The sequence below is a fragment of the Chryseobacterium sp. ON_d1 genome, from assembly GCF_006829085.1.
Classification (GTDB): domain Bacteria; phylum Bacteroidota; class Bacteroidia; order Flavobacteriales; family Weeksellaceae; genus Chryseobacterium.
This window is the reverse complement of record NZ_BJTC01000013.1, coordinates 80458-99781: the sequence shown is the minus strand read 5'-3', so window position 1 is coordinate 99781 and position 19324 is coordinate 80458. Positions and strand designations below refer to the sequence as shown.

17 protein-coding genes are annotated in these 19324 nt (G+C 37.6%); 11 read left to right on the top strand and 6 right to left on the bottom strand.

The genetic code is table 11. From position 1 onward, the window contains the following. Positions 1-92: 92 nt before the first annotated feature. The 6 genes from CRS_RS19445 to CRS_RS19420 form a co-directional block, all read right to left on the bottom strand. Positions 93-1529: a glutamate synthase subunit beta gene (locus CRS_RS19445; protein WP_142725618.1), complete on the bottom strand. Its 1437-nt coding sequence runs from the start codon at positions 1527-1529 to the stop codon at positions 93-95. Continuing rightward, entirely contained in the window at positions 1529-6055 is a 4527-nt protein-coding gene (gltB, locus tag CRS_RS19440) for a glutamate synthase large subunit (protein WP_142725617.1), read from the bottom strand. The genes CRS_RS19445 and gltB overlap by 1 nt, the downstream gene beginning before the upstream one ends. 298 nt (positions 6056-6353) lie before the next feature. Continuing rightward, positions 6354-8051: a lysine--tRNA ligase gene (gene lysS / locus CRS_RS19435; protein ID WP_142725616.1), complete on the bottom strand. Its 1698-nt coding sequence runs from the start codon at positions 8049-8051 to the stop codon at positions 6354-6356. A 181-nt stretch (positions 8052-8232) separates the two neighbouring features. Further along, a complete protein-coding gene (gene rlmF, locus CRS_RS19430; protein WP_142725615.1) occupies positions 8233-9162 on the bottom strand; it encodes a 23S rRNA (adenine(1618)-N(6))-methyltransferase RlmF in 930 nt (309 codons plus the stop codon). 3 nt (positions 9163-9165) lie between these two features. Continuing rightward, positions 9166-9540 (bottom strand): c-type cytochrome, encoded by a 375-nt coding sequence (locus CRS_RS19425; RefSeq protein ID WP_142725614.1) that lies wholly within the window; start codon positions 9538-9540, stop codon positions 9166-9168. Continuing rightward, the gene (locus CRS_RS19420) at positions 9540-9758 is read right to left on the bottom strand and encodes a hypothetical protein (RefSeq protein ID WP_076354041.1); all 219 of its coding nucleotides are present in this window, start codon (positions 9756-9758) and stop codon (positions 9540-9542) included. Before CRS_RS19420 ends, CRS_RS19425 begins: the two co-directional genes overlap by 1 nt. A 189-nt stretch (positions 9759-9947) precedes the next feature. Here CRS_RS19420 and CRS_RS19415 point away from each other — a divergent pair, with 189 nt between their 5' ends. From CRS_RS19415 to trpA, 11 genes are all read left to right on the top strand, one after another. Next, entirely contained in the window at positions 9948-10400 is a 453-nt protein-coding gene (locus tag CRS_RS19415; protein WP_142725613.1) for a cupin domain-containing protein, read from the top strand. A gap of 191 nt (positions 10401-10591) precedes the next feature. Further along, positions 10592-11236: a hypothetical protein gene (locus CRS_RS19410; protein WP_142725612.1), complete on the top strand. Its 645-nt coding sequence runs from the start codon at positions 10592-10594 to the stop codon at positions 11234-11236. Positions 11237-11485: 249 nt separating this feature from the next. Further along, complete coding sequence (locus tag CRS_RS19405; RefSeq protein WP_142725611.1) at positions 11486-12910, top strand: anthranilate synthase component I family protein; 1425 nt, start codon at positions 11486-11488, stop codon at positions 12908-12910. Positions 12911-12954: 44 nt separating this feature from the next. Next, positions 12955-13557: an aminodeoxychorismate/anthranilate synthase component II gene (locus CRS_RS19400; protein ID WP_142725610.1), complete on the top strand. Its 603-nt coding sequence runs from the start codon at positions 12955-12957 to the stop codon at positions 13555-13557. A gap of 41 nt (positions 13558-13598) precedes the next feature. Beyond that, on the top strand, positions 13599-14585 hold the full coding sequence (gene trpD / locus CRS_RS19395) for an anthranilate phosphoribosyltransferase (RefSeq protein WP_142725687.1): 987 nt from the start codon (positions 13599-13601) through the stop codon (positions 14583-14585). Positions 14586-14643: 58 nt separating this feature from the next. Then, entirely contained in the window at positions 14644-15417 is a 774-nt protein-coding gene (gene trpC / locus CRS_RS19390; protein ID WP_142725609.1) for an indole-3-glycerol phosphate synthase TrpC, read from the top strand. Between the two features lie 12 nt (positions 15418-15429). After that, on the top strand, positions 15430-16128 hold the full coding sequence (locus CRS_RS19385) for a phosphoribosylanthranilate isomerase (RefSeq protein ID WP_142725608.1): 699 nt from the start codon (positions 15430-15432) through the stop codon (positions 16126-16128). Positions 16129-16142: 14 nt separating this feature from the next. Continuing rightward, positions 16143-16655 (top strand): hypothetical protein, encoded by a 513-nt coding sequence (locus CRS_RS19380; protein ID WP_142725607.1) that lies wholly within the window; start codon positions 16143-16145, stop codon positions 16653-16655. Next, positions 16652-17197, top strand: coding sequence for a GNAT family N-acetyltransferase (locus CRS_RS19375; RefSeq protein WP_142725606.1), 546 nt, complete (start codon positions 16652-16654; stop codon positions 17195-17197). The genes CRS_RS19380 and CRS_RS19375 overlap by 4 nt, the downstream gene beginning before the upstream one ends. A gap of 3 nt (positions 17198-17200) precedes the next feature. Continuing rightward, positions 17201-18379 carry a tryptophan synthase subunit beta gene (trpB, locus tag CRS_RS19370; RefSeq protein WP_142725605.1) on the top strand — a complete coding sequence of 393 codons (1179 nt, stop codon included), beginning with the start codon at positions 17201-17203 and terminating at the stop codon, positions 18377-18379. Positions 18380-18581: 202 nt separating this feature from the next. Then, positions 18582-19316: a tryptophan synthase subunit alpha gene (gene trpA, locus CRS_RS19365; RefSeq protein ID WP_142725604.1), complete on the top strand. Its 735-nt coding sequence runs from the start codon at positions 18582-18584 to the stop codon at positions 19314-19316. The last annotated feature ends 8 nt before the right edge of the window (positions 19317-19324 follow it).

The following is a 19324-nucleotide window of genomic DNA, read 5'->3' as shown; positions in this document are numbered from 1 at the left end:
TCAAAGGCTCGAAGCTATATAAAATTATCTACTTCCTACTTTCAGCTGCCCATCTAATTTTCTTAAATAACCTAATCAGGATTCAGATTATTTCATGATTTATTTTTAAAAAACTCATCAATTTTCTCTGCGCATTGTCTGCCTTCCGCAATAGCCCATACTACAAGACTTTGTCCTTTCCGGGCATCACCACAGGTGAAAATTTTATCCTGATTGGTTTTATATTCTTTATTATTTCCGATTAAGTTCCCTTTTGGATCCAGGTGAATATCTAATGCTTCCACCAGCCCTTTATGCTCAACATGCGTATATCCTAAGGCAATAAAAATAATATCGCATTCGAGTACAAATTCAGATGCTGGTTTTTCAGTATATAAGTTCCATTTTCCTTCATCAGAATCTTTAGTCCATTCTGCTTCCACCAGGCGAATTCCTTTTAGGTTTCCATGTTCATCTTTCACAAATTCTTTTGAATTCACAGACCACATACGATCACACCCCTCCTCATGGGAGGAAGTAATCTGCAGTAGAGCAGGATAACTGGGCCATGGCATCGTTTCATCCCGTTCTGTTGGCTGCATAGGTTTATAATAAATCTGATATACAACTTCTGCTCCCTGACGGTTAGAAGTTCCTATACAATCGGACCCCGTATCTCCACCTCCTATGACCACTACTTTTTTTCCTTTCGTATTAATTTCTTCTTCTTCAAAAGAAATCCCACTTACTTTTTTATTACTTTGTTTAAGAAAATCCATAGCGAAATAAATACCTTTTGCATCCCGGTTGGGAATGATCAGATCTTTGGGAACAGTACTTCCTGTTGCCAATACAATTGCATCAAAATTACGGTTCAATTCTTCTACAGCATAATTGACACCAACGTTAATTCCAGTACAAAATTCAACCCCTTCTTCTTTCATCCATTGAACTCTGCGTTCTACAATATTTTTGTCCAGTTTAAAATCCGGTATTCCAAACCTTAATAATCCTCCTATTTCAGGATCTCTTTCAAAAACTGTAGTACTATACCCCATCTGGTTCAATTGATATGCTGCCGCCAATCCGGCAGGTCCGGAACCTACTACCGCAACCTTTTTATCTGTTTTCAGCTTGGGAATTCTTGGCTTGGCAAAGCCTTTCTCGAAAGCTATTTCTATAATATTCTTTTCTATTTCCTCAATGGTAACGGCCTTATCGTTAATTCCCAACACACATGCACTTTCGCAGGGAGCAGGACAAATTCTTCCGGTAAACTCAGGAAAATTATTGGTAGATATTAAAATCTGATAGGCTTTTTGCCATTGTTTTTTATATACGGCTTCATTAAACTCAGGAATGAGATTTCCCAAAGGGCAACCACTCTGGCAAAAAGGAACTCCGCAGTCCATACATCTTGCCGATTGACAATTCAACTGCTGATCAGAAGGCTTCTGAATAAATTCTTTATAATCCTTAAGTCTCTTTTCAACATCCAGTTTAGAAGGAAGTTCCCTCTCATATAATAAAAATCCATCTATCTTCCCCATTACGTAATATCATTTATCTGGTTTTCAATCACTTTCTTATATTCTCTCGGATACACTTTCGTAAAATGCTTACAGCTGTTATCCCAATCACTTATTATATATTCTGCCAATGTGCTTCCTGTATTTTCAAAATGTTCCCTGATCAGATTAAAGATCGATTCTTTATCATCCTCTGTAATAGATTCCAGATCCGCCATATCAGGATTAAAATGATATTCTAAGGTTTTATTTACATCCCATACATAAGCAATACCTCCGCTCATTCCTGCGCCAAAATTTCTTCCGACTCCTCCCAGGACAATAACTTTCCCTCCAGTCATATATTCACATCCATGATCACCAATTCCTTCCACAACTGCAGTAGCTCCGGAATTCCGAACGGCAAAACGCTCTCCTGCTATACCACTGATAAATACCTTTCCAGAAGTGGCTCCATATAAAGCAACATTTCCAACAATACTATTTTCACTGGCACGGATAATAGCCTCTTTATGCGGAAAAATAATCAACTGAGCACCTGAAAGCCCTTTCCCTAAATAGTCATTAGCATCTCCTTCCAGACGCATAGTCATCCCTTTATTACAAAATGCTCCAAAGCTTTGCCCTGCGGTTCCTTTAAAATTAAACAGTAATGAATGTTCATTCATTCCCTCAGACTTATAAATTTTGGTTAATTCATGGGAAAGAATAGTACCAACCGTACGATCCGTATTTTTTATATCAAATTCTGCTTCCATGGATGTATTATTTTGAAGGGCGTATTGAGCCGCTTCAACCATTTTCCAGGAAATAGAATGATCCAGCCCAGCATCCTGTTCCTCAGATTTAATTACCGGCAAATCAGTTTCTATTTTATAAAGGATCCTGCTTAGGTCTATCCTTTGATGTTTCCAGAAGGTAATATTTGTTTTTCTTTCAAGACATTGAGACTGCCCTACCATTTCATCAATGGTTCTGAAACCTAAATTAGCCATAATCTCACGAACTTCCATCGCAAGAAATTTAAAATAATTCACCAGGTACTCAGCTTTTCCCTTGAATTTTTTTCTTAATTCTTCCTTTTGAGTGGCAATTCCTACAGGACAAGTATTCAAATGACATTTCCTCATCAGTATACAGCCTTCAACAATGAGCGCAGAAGTAGCAATTCCCCACTCTTCTGCCCCTAACAAAGTAGCTATAGCCAAATCGCGTCCTGTTTTCATCTGCCCATCAACCTGCAGAGTAACTCTTTGTCTCAGTTTATTTTTAATCAGAGTCTGATGAGTTTCAGCCAATCCAAGCTCCCAAGGCAATCCGGTATGACGGATTGAGCCTAAAGGTGATGCGCCCGTACCTCCATCATATCCCGAAATCAGAATATGATCTGCTTTTGCCTTTGCAACCCCAGAAGCTATAGTTCCTACTCCTGCTTTTGAAACTAACTTCACCGATAACCGGGCATGGCGATTAGCATTTTTTAAATCAAAGATAAGCTGAGCTAAATCTTCAATAGAATAAATATCATGATGTGGCGGTGGAGAAATCAGTCCAACACCAGGTGTCGAGTGTCTCGTTTTACCAATCCACGAATCCACCTTATCCCCCGATAATTGCCCCCCTTCTCCTGGCTTAGCACCCTGAGCCATCTTTATTTGGATTTCATCTGCTTCTGCAAGGTATCTGGCAGTAACCCCAAATCTTCCGGAAGCAACCTGTTTAATGGAAGAACGCAGGTTATCTCCATTCTTGTCAGGTATATACCTGGCCTCATCCTCTCCTCCTTCTCCTGTATTACTTTTTGCCCCTATCCTATTCATTGCAATTGCCAATGTGGTATGTGCCTCCCACGAAATAGACCCAAAAGACATTGCTCCTGTTGCGAAACGTTTCATTATGTTTTCTATAGGCTCAACTTCTTCAAATGAAATGGGCTCTCTGTCATTTTTGAATTCCAGTAATCCTCTCAATAGAGAGGCTTTACCCATTTGCTGATTGACAAGTCTTGAATATTTTTTAAAAATGCCATAGTCATTGTTCCAGGCAGACTGCTGAAGTAAGTGAATGGACTGTGGATTAAACTGATGATATTCATTATTACTTCTCCACCGGTAAATACCTCCTGTATCCAGTAATGAGTTTTCCATATCTTCCCTGAATGCATCCTGATGTTTTATCAAAGCTTCCTTCGCAATTTCATCAAATCCAATACCTTCAATTCTGGAAACAGCTCCTGTAAAGCATGTATTGACCACAAGTTTATTCAACCCTATAATTTCAAAAATTTGTGCTCCATGATAAGATTGCAAAGTGGAAACTCCCATTTTAGAAAATATCTTTAAAAGCCCATCTCCTACTGCTTTTTTATAATTATCTTTTAGCCTTAGTAAATCTTCTTCTTCAAATTCCCCATCATCAAACATTTGTCTGATACTTGCCAATGCCAGATAAGGATTAATTGCCGTTGCTCCAAATCCTAACAACGTTGCAAAATGATGAACCTCCCAAACATCTCCAACCTCCATTACCAAACCGATCTTTCTACGGATACCTTTCCTGATCAAATGATGGTGTACTGCCGAACATGCCAGTAATGAAGGAATAGATGCATGCTGAGAATCCAGTGACCGATCCGAAAGTATAATTACTTCAAATCCATCATCTACTGCATCTACCGCATACCTGCAAATCCTGTCGATCGCTTTTTTTAGTTCACCTTCTTTTCCTCTTGCATTAAAATAAGTATAAATCGTTTTGGCTTGAAATCTACCTGTATCAACACTTCTTAATTTTTCAAGCTGATTATTATTAATAATAGGGTTGTCCAGTTTGATAGAATGTGCAAAGTTTTTATCCTCTTCTAAAAGATTACCATTTCCTCCTATAATCGTAGTCAAAGACATGACCAGTTTTTCCCTTATAGGATCTATCGGTGGATTGGTTACCTGGGCAAATAACTGTTTGAAATATGAGCTCAAGTGCTGTGGCTTCTCACTCAATACAGCTAAAGGAGCATCAAACCCCATTGACCCAATTGGTTCTTTACCATGAGACGCCATTTCTTTAATCACTCCATCCAGATCTTCTCTGGAATATCCGAATGCCTTCTGATACTTAAAAATATCTTCTGTCTGAAGTTTATTGAACCGGATTTTAGGGTTGGGTAATTCGGTGATATTAATCCTCATACTGTCCAACCATTCACGGTAGGGTTTTGAGGTACATATTTCTTTTTTTAATTCATCGTCACTGATGATTGCTCCTTTTTTCATGTCTACAAGAAACATTTTACCCGGCTGAAGATGCCCCCTTCTAATTATTTTTTGGGGATCTACAGATAATGCTCCTGATTCGGATGCCATAATGACCAAATCATCCGATGTAATACAATATCGTGAGGGACGAAGCCCGTTTCTATCCAGAGTAGCTCCTATCATATCGCCATCTGTAAAGGAAATGGAAGCTGGCCCGTCCCAGGGCTCCATCAAGCAAGCATGAAACTCATAGAAATCTTTTTTGTAATGCTCCATCTGCTCATGTCCATCCCATGCTTCAGGTATCAGCATCATCATTGTATGAGGAAGCGACCGTCCCGAATGGTACAGCAGCTCTACCATATTATCGAGATATGAAGAATCTGATTGCCCAGGTTTTGTTAAAGGGAGAAGCATATCCATTTCATGAGGGGTAAAAAATGGACTTTGGAACATTTTTTCAGAAGATCTCAACCAATTAAGATTTCCCCCTAAAGTATTGATTTCACCATTATGCGCTAAAAACCTGAATGGCTGTGCCAGACTCCATGTAGGTGAAGTATTGGTGGCAAAACGGGAGTGTACCATTCCAAATGCAGAACGAATTTTAGGATTGGTAAGGTCTTTAAAATAATTCCGAACCTGAATACTTCTCAATTGACCTTTATAAATAAGCTTTTTACAGGAGAAAGAAGCTACATAAAACCCAATAGGATCATTATTTGTAATACTGGTCATCTGATGAGAAATATAATTCTTAAAAATAAACAGCTTTCTCTCAAAATCTTTTTCTGTATCCACATCAAAAGGACGCTCAATAAAAAGCATCTCCATCACTGGTTCTACACTCTTTGCCAAATCTCCAAGATCAATATTACTCACCGGAACAGGCCGATATCCTAATATTTTAAGATGTAACTTTTCTGCAGACTGTGCAATGACCTCTTTACATTCTTCCCGAATAAAATTATTCTGAGAAAAAAATAACATTCCAACACCGTAATATCCAGATTCCGGTAAATCTATTCCGACGTTTAATGCCTCATCATATAAAAGCTCATGGGGGATCTGGATTTGTATCCCTGCACCATCCCCGGTATTACTTTCATATCCGGTAGCACCACGATGCTCCATGTTCTCCAGCATGGTAATAGCATCACTTACAATCTTATAACTTTTTACTCCTTTAATATTCGCTACAAAACCAACTCCGCAGGAATCAAATTCAAATTCAGGCTCATAAAGACCCTGATGTTTTGCAAAATTATCTGGATTTTTTTTATGTGTATTCATCTACATGTTCATTTTCATATCAAATGTAATAAAAAGAACAATCTTAAAGAATTTAAATTGCATTTATTTTATCAAAAAGCACTAAAAGAGCAGTTTTGTTTTAAAAAAATAAAAAAATAAATAAACATAATATTAAGAATTAAACAAAAACATAAATATTAAATAATAAAATAAAGTATTTTTTTTATTAAGTCTAACACTGGACAATTATTGGATTACTTTCAGGGATTACCGCTGGAAAAAAGAAAAAGGTACAGCATAGTGCTGTACCTTTTCTTTTTATATTTTCCGCGAAATCTTAAGCCAGTTTCATCAAAAGATTTTCGTCAATCTTCTCTACTTTCACAATATTGTTCTTCGTCAGAGTTTTGGAAGCTTTGTCCCATTTTTTACCGGATAACTGGCTTCTTTCTTTTACTTGCGCCAAAGCCATAGGCTCTTCCTGAGAATTAAGGATTTCCAGAATTACTTTTTCATCTTCTCCCAATTCAATCTGCGGAGCAGCTTTTTCCGGTCTCATCTGAGGGAAGAATAATACTTCCTGGATAGAGGCATTATTCGTTAAGAACATGATTAATCTGTCCATTCCGATTCCTAATCCAGAAGTTGGTGGCATACCATATTCCAATGCTCTCAGGAAGTCCTGATCAATGAACATTGCTTCATCATCTCCTCTTTCAGATAAAGCCATCTGTGCTTCAAAACGCTCTCTCTGATCGATAGGATCGTTAAGTTCGGAATATGCATTTGCAATTTCTTTACCGCACACCATCAATTCAAAACGTTCTGTTAAGCCTTCTTTGCTTCTGTGCTTTTTTGTCAGTGGAGACATTTCGATCGGATAATCTGTAATGAAAGTCGGCTGAATGAAGTTTCCTTCACATTTTTCACCGAAGATCTCATCAATCAGTTTTCCTTTACCCATCGTCTCATTCACTTCAATACCGATAGACTTTGCAAAATCATACAATTCCTGCTCAGTTTTTCCTGTGATATCAAAACCTGTAAATTTCAGGATCGCTTCTGTCATGGAAACTCTTGGGTAAGGCGCTTTGAAATCAACTTCATGTTCCCCAAAGGTAGCTTTTGTAGTACCATTTACCTGGATTGCGCAGAATTCCAATAATTTCTCAGTGAAATCCATCATCCAGTTGTAATCTTTGTAAGCCACATAGATTTCCATAGCGGTAAATTCCGGGTTGTGGGTTCTGTCCATTCCTTCGTTTCTGAAGTTTTTAGAGAACTCATATACCCCGTCAAAACCACCTACGATCAGTCTTTTCAGATATAATTCGTTGGCAATTCTTAAATATAATGGAATATCCAATGCATTGTGATGCGTGATAAAGGGTTTTGCTGCTGCACCACCAGGGATAGACTGTAAGATTGGAGTTTCCACTTCAAAATAACCCGCATCGTTGAAGAATGTTCTCATCGCGTTGAAAAGTTTGGTTCTCTTCACGAAAATTTCTTTCACCTGTGGATTTACCGTTAAATCTACGTAACGCTGTCTGTATCTTAATTCAGGATCTGTAAAGCCATCGTGTACAACCCCGTTTTCATCTGTTTTTGCCTGAGGAAGCGGACGTAAAGCTTTGGTAAGAAGGGTAAAATTTTTCACTAAAACCGTCTTCTCCCCTACCTGGGTTGTAAACAATTCTCCTTCGATACCGATAATATCACCGATATCTAAAAGGTGTTTGTATACTTCGTTATATAGTTCTTTATCTTCACCCGGACAGATCTCATCTCTGTTGAAATAAACCTGGATTTTTCCTTTAGAATCCTGCAATTCTGCAAAAGAAGCTTTTCCTTGAATTCTGCGGGACATCAATCTACCAGCGATCTTTACCTGTTTACTTTCAGAAAAGTCCTGTTTTATAGATTCTGTAGTATCTGTAATTGTATACTCATCCGCAGGGAACGCATTAATCCCCATTTCAGTAAGCTTATTCAGCTTTTCTCTTCTAATGATTTCTTGTTCTGATAATTGCATTTCTTATTTTTCTAAAAGCGTACAAATTTAGGCATTTTTGACCTGACCGTCAATGGCTTTTTTAAGAAATTTTAAAAAGTGGTAAAGATGCGGGGTATTGGGGTTTGGGATACGTGTTTAGAGATTCAAGATTTGAATGATTGTGCTATCACCTTAAACCTTGAACTTTGAACCTTGAATTTTAAATAAACCAGCTTTTTCTGTCTTTTTGAGGAATAAATGTCCAGGCAAGTATTCTGCTTATCTTTTGTCCCTGGGCCATATCAATAGTTTTCACTTCTACAGCTTTTACCTTCTTTAATAAGCCAGTCAGTTTATTGAGATTGTCTTTTTTAGAAACCAGGCATGTAAACCAAAGCACCTGTGTTGAAAATAATGCACTTTCGTGAATCATTTTTTTAATAAATGCCAATTCACCACCTTCACACCACAGTTCAGACTGCTGACCGCTAAAGTTAAGAAGGGGTTTGACTTTCTTTGATTGATGAAGATTTTTCGTTTTTCTGATATTTCCTTTCATGGCAGACTCCTCAGAATCATGAAAAGGAGGATTGCACATGGTAAAAGTTAATCTGTCCTCAGACTTTATAATATTGACAAAGATATGGTCTGCATCAGGCTGACTTTTCAATTGAATAACGGAAGCCAGATCGGAGTTCTGATCTAAGATATGCTGAGCATTTTTTAAAGAATCCTGATTGATATCTGATCCCAACATCGTCCATCCATAAGATCTGTGGCTGATTAAAGGATACACGAGATTTGCGCCCGTTCCTATGTCTAATCCTTTTACAGAATTGCCTGTGGGAATTCTATTATGCTGTTCAGCTAAAAGATCAGCAATATAATGTATATAATCTGCCCTTCCCGGAATGGGTGGACAAAGATTGGTGTCTGGAATATCCCAGCCTTTAATATGATAAAAATGTAAGAGTAAAGCTTTATTGAGCAGTTTGACTGCTTTTGGAATGCTGAAATTAATGGTTACCGTCTGATAAACATTAACGAAAACATAGTGTTTCAGTTCCGGCACACAAGAAATAAGCTGATCAAAATCATAGGGATTACGATGCAGGTTTCTTGTGTGCAGACTGGATTTTTCAGCGGACATATTTTATTTCTTCTGACTCAAAATATATTCCACCATTTTTTTTGCATCTTCTTTAGATACCTGTGGATGGGCAGCCATAGGCACGCTTCCCCATACTCCACTTCCGCCTTCTATAATTTTGGAAGCAAGCAGTTCAGTATCCTTTTCTGAGTATTTACCTGCAATTTCCTGATAAGAAGGTCCTATCATTCTCTCATGAACAGAGTGGCATCCTGAGCAGTCCAATGTTTCGATGATCTGATCACCGGAAAGATTAGATTTTGCCGGTTCTGAAACAGTAGACGTTTCAGAAGAAGCTGCCACTTCTGCTGTATTTTCTTTTTTAGAACAGGAAACGATCATTAGACCTAACATTCCTGCCAAAAGTATTTTTTTCATTATTTCTTCGCTGTAGAATCTGTTTTAGCAGCTTCAGGTGCAGGTGCAGCCGGAGTTGCAGCAGCTGGAGCAGCAGTTTTAGCAGTTGAATCAACAACAGTAGTTGCTTCCGGCTCTTCAAGCATTGTGTTGCTATCCTGTAAAGAGTGATCTACCTTTTTTGAGCAGCTTGCTAATAATAAACCTCCGATAAATGCGATTGCTAATACTTTTTTCATTTTTTTCTAATTTGGAAGCAAAAATATAAAAAATAAACTTTTAAACTTATGACAAATGTTTTCTTTAAGGAATATTTTTTAAGATCAGAGTGAAAAAAATAATTCAAACATAAGAGATATTTAAACAGGGTTCTTAATTTTGTATATCGGATCATCCGAACCAAACACCAATCTATTAATTTAAAAAGTATGATTAAAAAAAATGTATTGGGTACAGTTTTCTTTACTGTACTTTCTTCCCTCTTCATTTCATGTGATAACTCTTCAAATGAACCGCAATCAGAGTATTCCGATAAAATTGAATCGGTAACACTTTTAAAAACAACAAAATCCTGGGACGGAACGACGTATCCTGCCTATCCATCGTCACAGCCGGAAATCTCGGTTCTTAAAATTGCCGTACCTCCCAATTCTGCTCTGAACTGGCATAAACATCCGGTCATTAATGCAGCATATGTGGAAAAAGGCGAAATCCAGATTGAGAGAAAAGAAGACGGTAAAACACAATGGGTAAGAAAAGGCCAGGTACTTCCTGAAATGGTCAATACCGGCCACAGAGGCAAAACCGGCGACCAGGGAGCAACCCTGATTGTTTTCTACAGTGGAACGCCTGACATTCCTTTGTCCGAACCGGTACAATAAATAGTTCAAACGCTATGTTCACAAAGTAATTATCATAAAACTCTATTTTTGGTTCGCAAGGGCACTTCGTTTAGCTAATGACAACGTCTTTTGCTGAGTGAAACGCCCTTGCAATCGTTTTAACAGTTATTTAATAACATCTTTGTGATCTCAGCGTTTAAATAAAAGATTATTATAGTTATCTTTAATCCATGGTTTTAATTTCAAAAATTCTGTTTTTCATCAGTCATCATGGTTTTTATACTGTGATCCTGCTGCTGGTATTCTTTGGAGGGCTTTCATACCTGACCAAAAAAGCCTGGCTTTTAATTCCTATCATTCCTCTGGCAATATTGAACGGATTCGGAGGACAATTCCTGAATGCATGGTTTTTAAACAAATATGGTGTTGAAAGCACAGCTATTATCACTTCTGATGTAGAAACAAATTCTACTCTGAATGACATGTACATTCATGATTACGAAGCCATTGTGAAGAAACAGGACGGAAAATATGTTTCAACGTTTTTCTCCACTACTTCTGCAGCCATCTATCCGATTGAAAATGCAATCCGCATTCCGCAAAAAGAAGTTTCATTTCCTGTAAAATATATTCCGGGATATGAAAAAAATATGGTCATCCTTTATTATCAGTCTGATGAGGGACAAGCCCAACTTAAGTATTCAAAAATGGCTCCTGTCAACTCCGCCAGAATCAAATATGAAGCAGATAAAACAAATAAGGATTTCATTGAAGAATATATTTCTGCCCTGGAAAGTTATGTAGAATATGATGATAACGAAACTTACAAAGAAAAAATAAAGGAATTGAAACAAGAGCTCAAGCAGCTTAAATAAAGGATTTCTATATTAAGTTTATTTATTTTCTGACTTTTTTTCGTCTTGGTATCAAAAAAATTTCTACATTTGTCCCATGTTAAATATGAACAACAATAATTGGTGGTGGCTTTCAAACTCTTCGTCGGGTCTGAAGGTATTGTCATGTTGTTAATTACAGCAGAAATAATCAAAAAACAATATATAGGCTTTGACGGATACCGTTGAAGCCTTTTTTTATTCATAAATCTTACCAATAAAAACAAAAAGATGTTTACAGACACAATTACAATAAAAACTGTTTCGAAAAAAACACTGGGAGACCTTCATACTCCCATGAATATTTACCTCAAGATCAGGGATAAATTCCGTGATACGATTCTTCTGGAAAGTTCAGATTCAAAAAGTATTGATAATAACTTTTCCTTTATTGCAGTGAATGCTATTGCCGGAATTGAAGTAAAAAACCTCAGCGAATACGAAATTAAACTTCCTGCATCTGCTCCTGTAAAGCAGTTTATTATGGAACGAAATATCACAGATATTTTTGAAGATTTCCGCAATATTTTCAAATGTGAACCTACCCATGACACAATAGAGCAGACCGCTCAGAGCCTTTTTGGGTATACAAGCTTTGAAGCCGTACAGTTTTTTGAAAACATAAGCCTTAAAGCACAAAGCAAAGAAGTTGAAATTCCTGTTCTGAGATACAGATTATACCAATATGTGATTGCTATCAATCATTTCAATGATGAGATGTATCTTATCGAGAATTTTATTGATGGTGTAAAATCTGAGCTTCACCTTTTGGAAAACCTTATTAAAAATCAGAATACTCCTGTTTATCCTTTCGAGAAAACAAGTGAGGAAACCTCCAATATTACAGATGAAGAATATATTGAACTGGTAAAAACAGCCCAGAAACATTGTATGCGCGGAGATGTTTTTCAATTGGTTCTAAGCAGACGATTTGAACAGAAATTCAAAGGAGATGAATTCAATGTTTACCGTGCTTTGAGAAATATTAACCCTTCCCCTTACCTCTTCTATTTTGATTACGGAAATTATAAATTATTCGGTTCCAGCCCTGAAAGTCAGTTAATCATTAAAAACAATAAAGCCATCATCCATCCGATTGCCGGAACATCAAAAAGAACAGGGAATTTTGAAGCTGACCTTCAAGCGATTGAAGTTTTAAAGGCAGATCCCAAAGAAAATGCAGAACATACCATGCTGGTAGATCTTGCAAGAAATGATCTTGGAAAGCTTGGGAAAAATGTAACGGTGACCAAACTTAAAGAAATCCAGCTGTTCTCTCATGTAATTCACATGGTGAGTGAAGTGACTGCAGATGTGTCTGAAGACATTAATCCTCTTGAAATGGTATCTGCCACCTTCCCTCAGGGAACGTTAAGTGGCGCACCGAAGCATAAAGCGCTTCAGCTGATCAACCAATATGAGAAAGATTCCCGTGGGTATTACGGTGGCTGCATCGGAATTATAGGATTGAACGGAACCTGCAACCAGGCTATCATGATCAGAACTTTCTTAAGCAAAAACAATACACTTTTTTATCAGGCTGGTGCCGGGCTTGTGGCAAAGTCGGTCCCGGAAAATGAACTGCAGGAGGTTAACAACAAACTGAATGCACTCAAAAAAGCAGTAGAAAAAGCAGAAAAAATAGTTGAAAAGTAAGTTCCAATCCCAGCAACCCACAACAAACCAACAAGAAAAAAGCAATGAACAACAATATCAACACCCAACAGCCACCGTTTAAAGTTCTCGTTTTCGATAACTATGACAGTTTTACCTATAACCTTGTCCAGATTATTGAAAGAATTCTGGATCAGAGAGTGGACGTGGTAAGAAATGATGAAATTACTCTGGAAGAGATTGGAAAATATGACAAAATCATTCTTTCTCCCGGCCCCGGAATTCCTGAAGAAGCAGGTATTTTGTTAGACCTTATTAAAGAATATGCACCTACAAAAAGCATCTTTGGGGTATGCCTCGGGCAGCAGGCCATCGCTGAAGCATTCGGAGGAAGCCTGATCAACCTGTCTGAAATCTTTCATGGAGTGGCTACAACCACTGAACTGGTAAAAGAAGATACCAAACTTTTCAAAGATTTGCAGTCAGGGCTGGAAGTAGGAAGATATCACAGCTGGGCAGTCAATCCGGAAGGTTTCCCGGAAGAACTGGAAATAACAGCTGTAGATAAGGACGGAATGATCATGGCTTTGCAGCACAAAACCTATGATGTACATGGAGTACAGTTTCACCCTGAAAGTATTTTAACGCCGGAAGGAGAAGTCATTATTAAAAACTTCCTGCTGTCATGAAAACCTTGGAAATTCCCTCAACAACAATAAAAACCCCTCAAATGAAAGAAATCCTGCAATACCTGTTTAACCATAATACGCTGTCAAAATCAGAAGCTAAAGCTACCATGATCGAGATTGCACAGAATAAATTCAATGCCGCAGAGGTAACAGCATTCATCAGTGTTTTCCTGATGAGAAATATTACCCTGAAAGAACTGGAAGGTTTCAGAGAAGCTCTATTACAAATGGCTGTGCCTGTACATATCAATGCTGATGACGCCATTGATATTGTAGGAACCGGGGGTGATGGAAAAGACACTATTAATATCTCCACACTGGCCAGCTTTGTGGTGGCCGGAACCGGGCAAAAGGTAACGAAACACGGGAACTACGGTGCGTCCACCACTACAGGTTCATCTAATGTTCTGGAGGAACTGGGATATCAGTTTAAAAACAGCTCGGAACAATTGAATGAGGATCTTGAAAGAGCCAACATCTGCTTTTTGCATGCTCCATACTTCCATCCTGCGCTGCAGTCCGTGGGGTTGTTGAGAAAATCTCTGGGATTAAGAACATTTTTTAATCTGCTGGGTCCGTTAGTGAATCCTGCAAAACCTAAATATTCAATGATCGGAGTATATAATCTTGAAATTGCCAGAATTTACCAGTATCTTCTGCAAAAAGAGGAACGTGACTTTGTTCTGGTGCATGGACTGGATGGGTATGATGAGATAAGCCTTACCGGCGACAGCAAGATCATTACCAAAAACGGTGAGGAAATCTATTCTGCAGAAGACTTAGGCTTCAATCCGGTAACACTGGAAGATATTAAAGCCGGAAGCACTATTCAGGAAACAGCAAAAATATTCATGAATATCCTGGAAGGAAAAGGAACAGAACAACAGAACTCTGTGATCCTTGCCAATGCCTCAGTTGCACTTTACCATACCGACAAATTCGGGACGTATGATGACTGCCTGCTGTTAGCCCAGGAAAGCCTGCTGAGCGGAAAAGCATTGAATAGTTTTAATCTTCTGATCCATTAAGATTCACCATTCACTTGCAAAGCAAAATTCACTATTGACCACATTACAGACACACAAAATGACTATACTGGATAAAATTATTGAACGAAAAAAAGAGGAAGTTGCTGCAGCAAAATTACGCATTTCCCTTGACCGATTAAAAGACGCAGCTTTTTTTGGAAGGCCAACATATTCACTGAAAGAATCCATCAAAAATAAAAGTGGAATTATCGCTGAGTTTAAGAGACAGTCGCCATCAAAAGGAATTATCAACAATAATGTTGAGCCTTTAGAAGTTGTTTCTGCTTATGAAAAATTTGGAGCCAGTGGAATTTCTATCCTCACTGATCATGATTTTTTCGGAGGAAATTTAAATGATGTTCTCAGTGTAAGAAATGACATCAACATACCGATTCTGCGTAAAGATTTCATGATTGATGAGTACCAGTTTTATGAAGCTAAAAGTATTGGTGCTGATGTTGTACTACTGATCGCATCTTGCCTTTCACCAGCTCAGATTCAGGAATTTACAGACTTAGCCCACGAACTGAAAATGGAGGTTTTGCTGGAAATTCATACCGACGATGAACTGAAACACTTCAATTCAAAAATCGACTTAGTTGGGATCAATAACAGGAATCTTAAAGATTTTAAAGTAGATCTGCAGCATTCTGTTCAGCTGAAAAACCAGCTTCCAAAAGGCGTTTTGTCGGTTGCAGAAAGCGGCATTTACAGTCTGGAAGATTTTCAATTTTTAAAAGAAAAAGGATTTGACAGCTTCCTGATGGGTGAATATTTTATGAAAAATACAAATCCGGCCAAAGCGTTTGAAGAATTTGCTTCTCAAATTTAAAATAGATTAATAATGAACCTGCCAACTCCGACCTTAAACCTGCAACCTTTGCTCAAAGTCTGTGGACTCACAAAACCGGACCAGATTCAGGAATTGATTTCTATGAATGTAGATTTCCTCGGTTTTATCTTCTATGAAAAATCACCCAGATATGTTTTGAATCATTTGAGTGCGGAAGAGATCTCAGCTATTGATCATCATGGAAAAACAGGTGTTTTCGTTAATGAAGAATTGGATATCATTCTACAGATGGTGCAAAAAGCCGGATTAAATTTTGTTCAGCTTCATGGCTATGAAAGTGATGATTTCATTGTTAAACTAAGACAAAAGCTGAACCCAGAAGTAGGTATTATTAAAGTCATCAGAATAGGAAACAATGCAGATGAAAATAAGATGAATATAACGCAGATTTTTAACTTGCAACGGACAATCCGTAACCTGCAATCTATCACCTATTTTCTTTTTGATACTGACAGCAAAGCCTTTGGTGGAACAGGAAAACAATTTGACTGGAATATCCTGAATGAACTTGAGATTCCCCTGCCCTACTTTTTAAGCGGTGGCATTTCAGAAGACAACATTGAAAATATTGAAATGCTGAAGCAACAGCCTTTTGCATTGGATATCAATTCAAAATTTGAAACAGAGCCCGGCCATAAAAACATTGACAGGATAAGAGAATTTAAAAGCCTCTGTCAACACAATAAATAACTTAAAAACACACAATGATGAATATACATTTGCTAAAAAAGACATTTTACAAAACACTGTTTCCGCCTAAATTCGGAAATGAAAAAATTCAGACCCTGTACCATTTTGTTGCGGAGAACGACAGCAATATCGAACACTGGGAAGTTGGTGGATTATTGTCCGAATTTATAAGTATTATTAAAGATTTTGAAGAAAATGATATCCAGTATTTTTTTGAAAGAATCAGCCTGTGGAACAGCTATTATCTGGTTATTATTTCGGATAAGTTTTTAGAAAACCATGTCAGATCAGTGATAAAGTATGATTTAGGATTAATTTATGCTAAAATATTTTTACTTTACGACGATTCTGATTCTTACTATCTGATTGATAATCTCGAAATTGCCATCACAATGTATCAGTCAAAAATAGATAAAGCAACCTTAATAGATTTACTGCACAAAATTGAGTTGTTATATTATAAAAAACTGATCACCAAACAACAATATGATTACCATCTTACATTTATTAATAGTTTAAATCCATGAAATATCAGATCAAAGAAACCAGAGATTTAAAGGAAAAAGAAATAGAACATATTTTGCAGCTATGGGATATTTCTGCATGGAACGCCATGAAATCTGCCTATTTTATTACTTTTTTCAAAGATTCGGAATTTCATTTCCTGCTGGATGCGGATGAAAATGTACTGGCGGTTATGCGGGTGAATTTTGATTTTACCTTAAAAATAGCAGATAATGAATATTCCTTTGCGGAGGTAGTAGGACTTGTTTCCGCTCATAAAAAGAAAGGATATGGAGCAGCGTTGGTTCGTCATTTCAAAGAAAATGCTGTACAAAGAAATCTGGAGGCAATAGGTTTCTGTCATTCAGATCTGCGTCCTTTTTATGAAAAATGTGATATAGAAATTCTCCATGACAAAGCCAAGATGATCAAAGAAAGTATCGGCTCGGAATGGGTGAATTCTGAAGATGATGATATCCTGATTTTTCATACAACACAGGAAAGAAAAGAACTGCTCAACCAGCTTAGTTCTCAAAACAATGCTTACTTAATAACTAAAGAATAAAAAATGAATTATAAAAACCCCGATGAGCACGGATATTATGGAGAATTTGGAGGAGCTTTTATCCCCGAAATGCTCTATCCGAATATAGAAGAATTACAAAAGAATTACCTTCAGATTATAGAATCCGAAGATTTTCAGGCCGAATATCAGGATTTGCTTACAAATTATGTAGGCCGCGCTACACCACTATATTTTGCTAAAAACCTGAGCCAAAAATACAATACTCAGATCTATCTGAAGCGTGAAGACCTCAACCATACCGGAGCTCATAAAATCAATAACGCTCTGGGACAGGTACTTCTGGCAAAACGTCTCGGAAAAACAAGAATTATTGCTGAAACCGGAGCCGGACAGCATGGTGTTGCCACTGCTACCGCATGTGCTTTATTAGGTTTGGAATGCATCGTTTATATGGGAGAAATTGACATCCAGAGACAGGCCCCGAATGTCGCAAGAATGAAAATGCTGGGAGCCGAAGTTGTCGCTGTCACTTCAGGTTCAAAAACCCTGAAAGATGCAGTGAACGAAGCCCTGAGAGACTGGATCAACAATCCTGTAACCACTCATTATGTGATTGGAAGTGTGGTTGGCCCCCACCCGTTCCCGGATCTTGTGGCACGATTCCAGAGTATCATTTCAAAAGAAATCAGAGAACAGCTTAAGGAAAAGATCGGAAGAGAAAATCCTGATTATGTGATTGCCTGTGTAGGTGGAGGGAGTAATGCTGCCGGGACTTTCTATCATTTTGTAGAAGAAAAGGAAGTAAAAATTATTGCTGCGGAAGCAGGAGGACTGGGAGTAGATTCCGGAAAATCTGCTGCCACTACTTTTTTAGGAACGCTTGGTGTGCTTCACGGAAGCAAAAGCCTTGTGATGCAGACGGAAGACGGACAGGTTATTGAACCGCATTCAATTTCCGCAGGACTGGATTATCCTGGAATAGGACCTTTCCATGCGCATTTATTCAAAGAAAAAAGAGCTGAATTCTTTAGCATTAATGATAACGAAGCCTTAAAATGTGCTTTTGAACTGACCAGGCTGGAAGGAATTATTCCGGCACTGGAAAGTTCTCACGCTTTGGCAGTTTTAGACAAGAAGAAATTTAATGAAAATGATATTGTTGTTATTTGTCTGAGCGGCCGTGGAGATAAGGATATGGAGACGTATCTTAAGAATCTGTAAAATGTCGGATGTAAAATGTACAATGTATTTTCTCCGCTGACTTTAATGCCTACTTTATACATTGTATCTGGTACACTATACTTTATACATTGTACTTTATACTTTGTACATTATACATTATACATTATACATTATACATTATACATTATACATTATACTTTGTACATTATACTTTGTACATTATACTTTAATACAATAAAAAATGAAAAAACTAAATATATACTTCACAGCAGGAATTCCACAACTGGAAGATACCGCTGATATCATAAAACTGATTCAGGATTCCGGAGCAGATATGATCGAGATCGGAATGCCTTATTCTGATCCTGTAGCTGACGGACCTGTGATTCAGAAAGCCCACGAACTGGCTTTACAAAACGGAATGACCATTGAAAAACTATTGTCACAATTGAAAGCCATCAAAAATGAAATCAGAATTCCGGTTATCCTGATGGGCTACATTAATCCGGTATTGAGTTTCGGATTTGAAAAGTTCTGTGCTGCATGTGCAGAAAGCGGTGTTTCAGGGTTGATTCTTCCGGATCTTCCTCCTATTGAGTTTGAGAAAAATTACCAGCATATTTTAAAACAGTATCATCTTAATTTCACCTTTCTGGTAACTCCGGAGACTTCTGATGAAAGGATGATCTATCTGGATTCTTTAAGTTCAGGTTTCCTTTATGCAGTAAGCTCTTCTTCTACCACCGGAAAAGAGAATGCCGTTGTAAAAAATGAATCTTACCTTTCCAGAATAGCATCTCTTCCGCTTAAAAACCCTGTAATGATCGGATTTGGGATTAAGTCAAAAAAAGATTTTGAAAATGTAACAGAAAAAGCAGATGGCGGGATTATCGGGACAGCCTTTGTCAATATCCTGCTTCAGAATAAAGACTGGAAGAAGAGTGCCATAGATTTTATCCATTCCATAAAAGGGTAAAATTCACT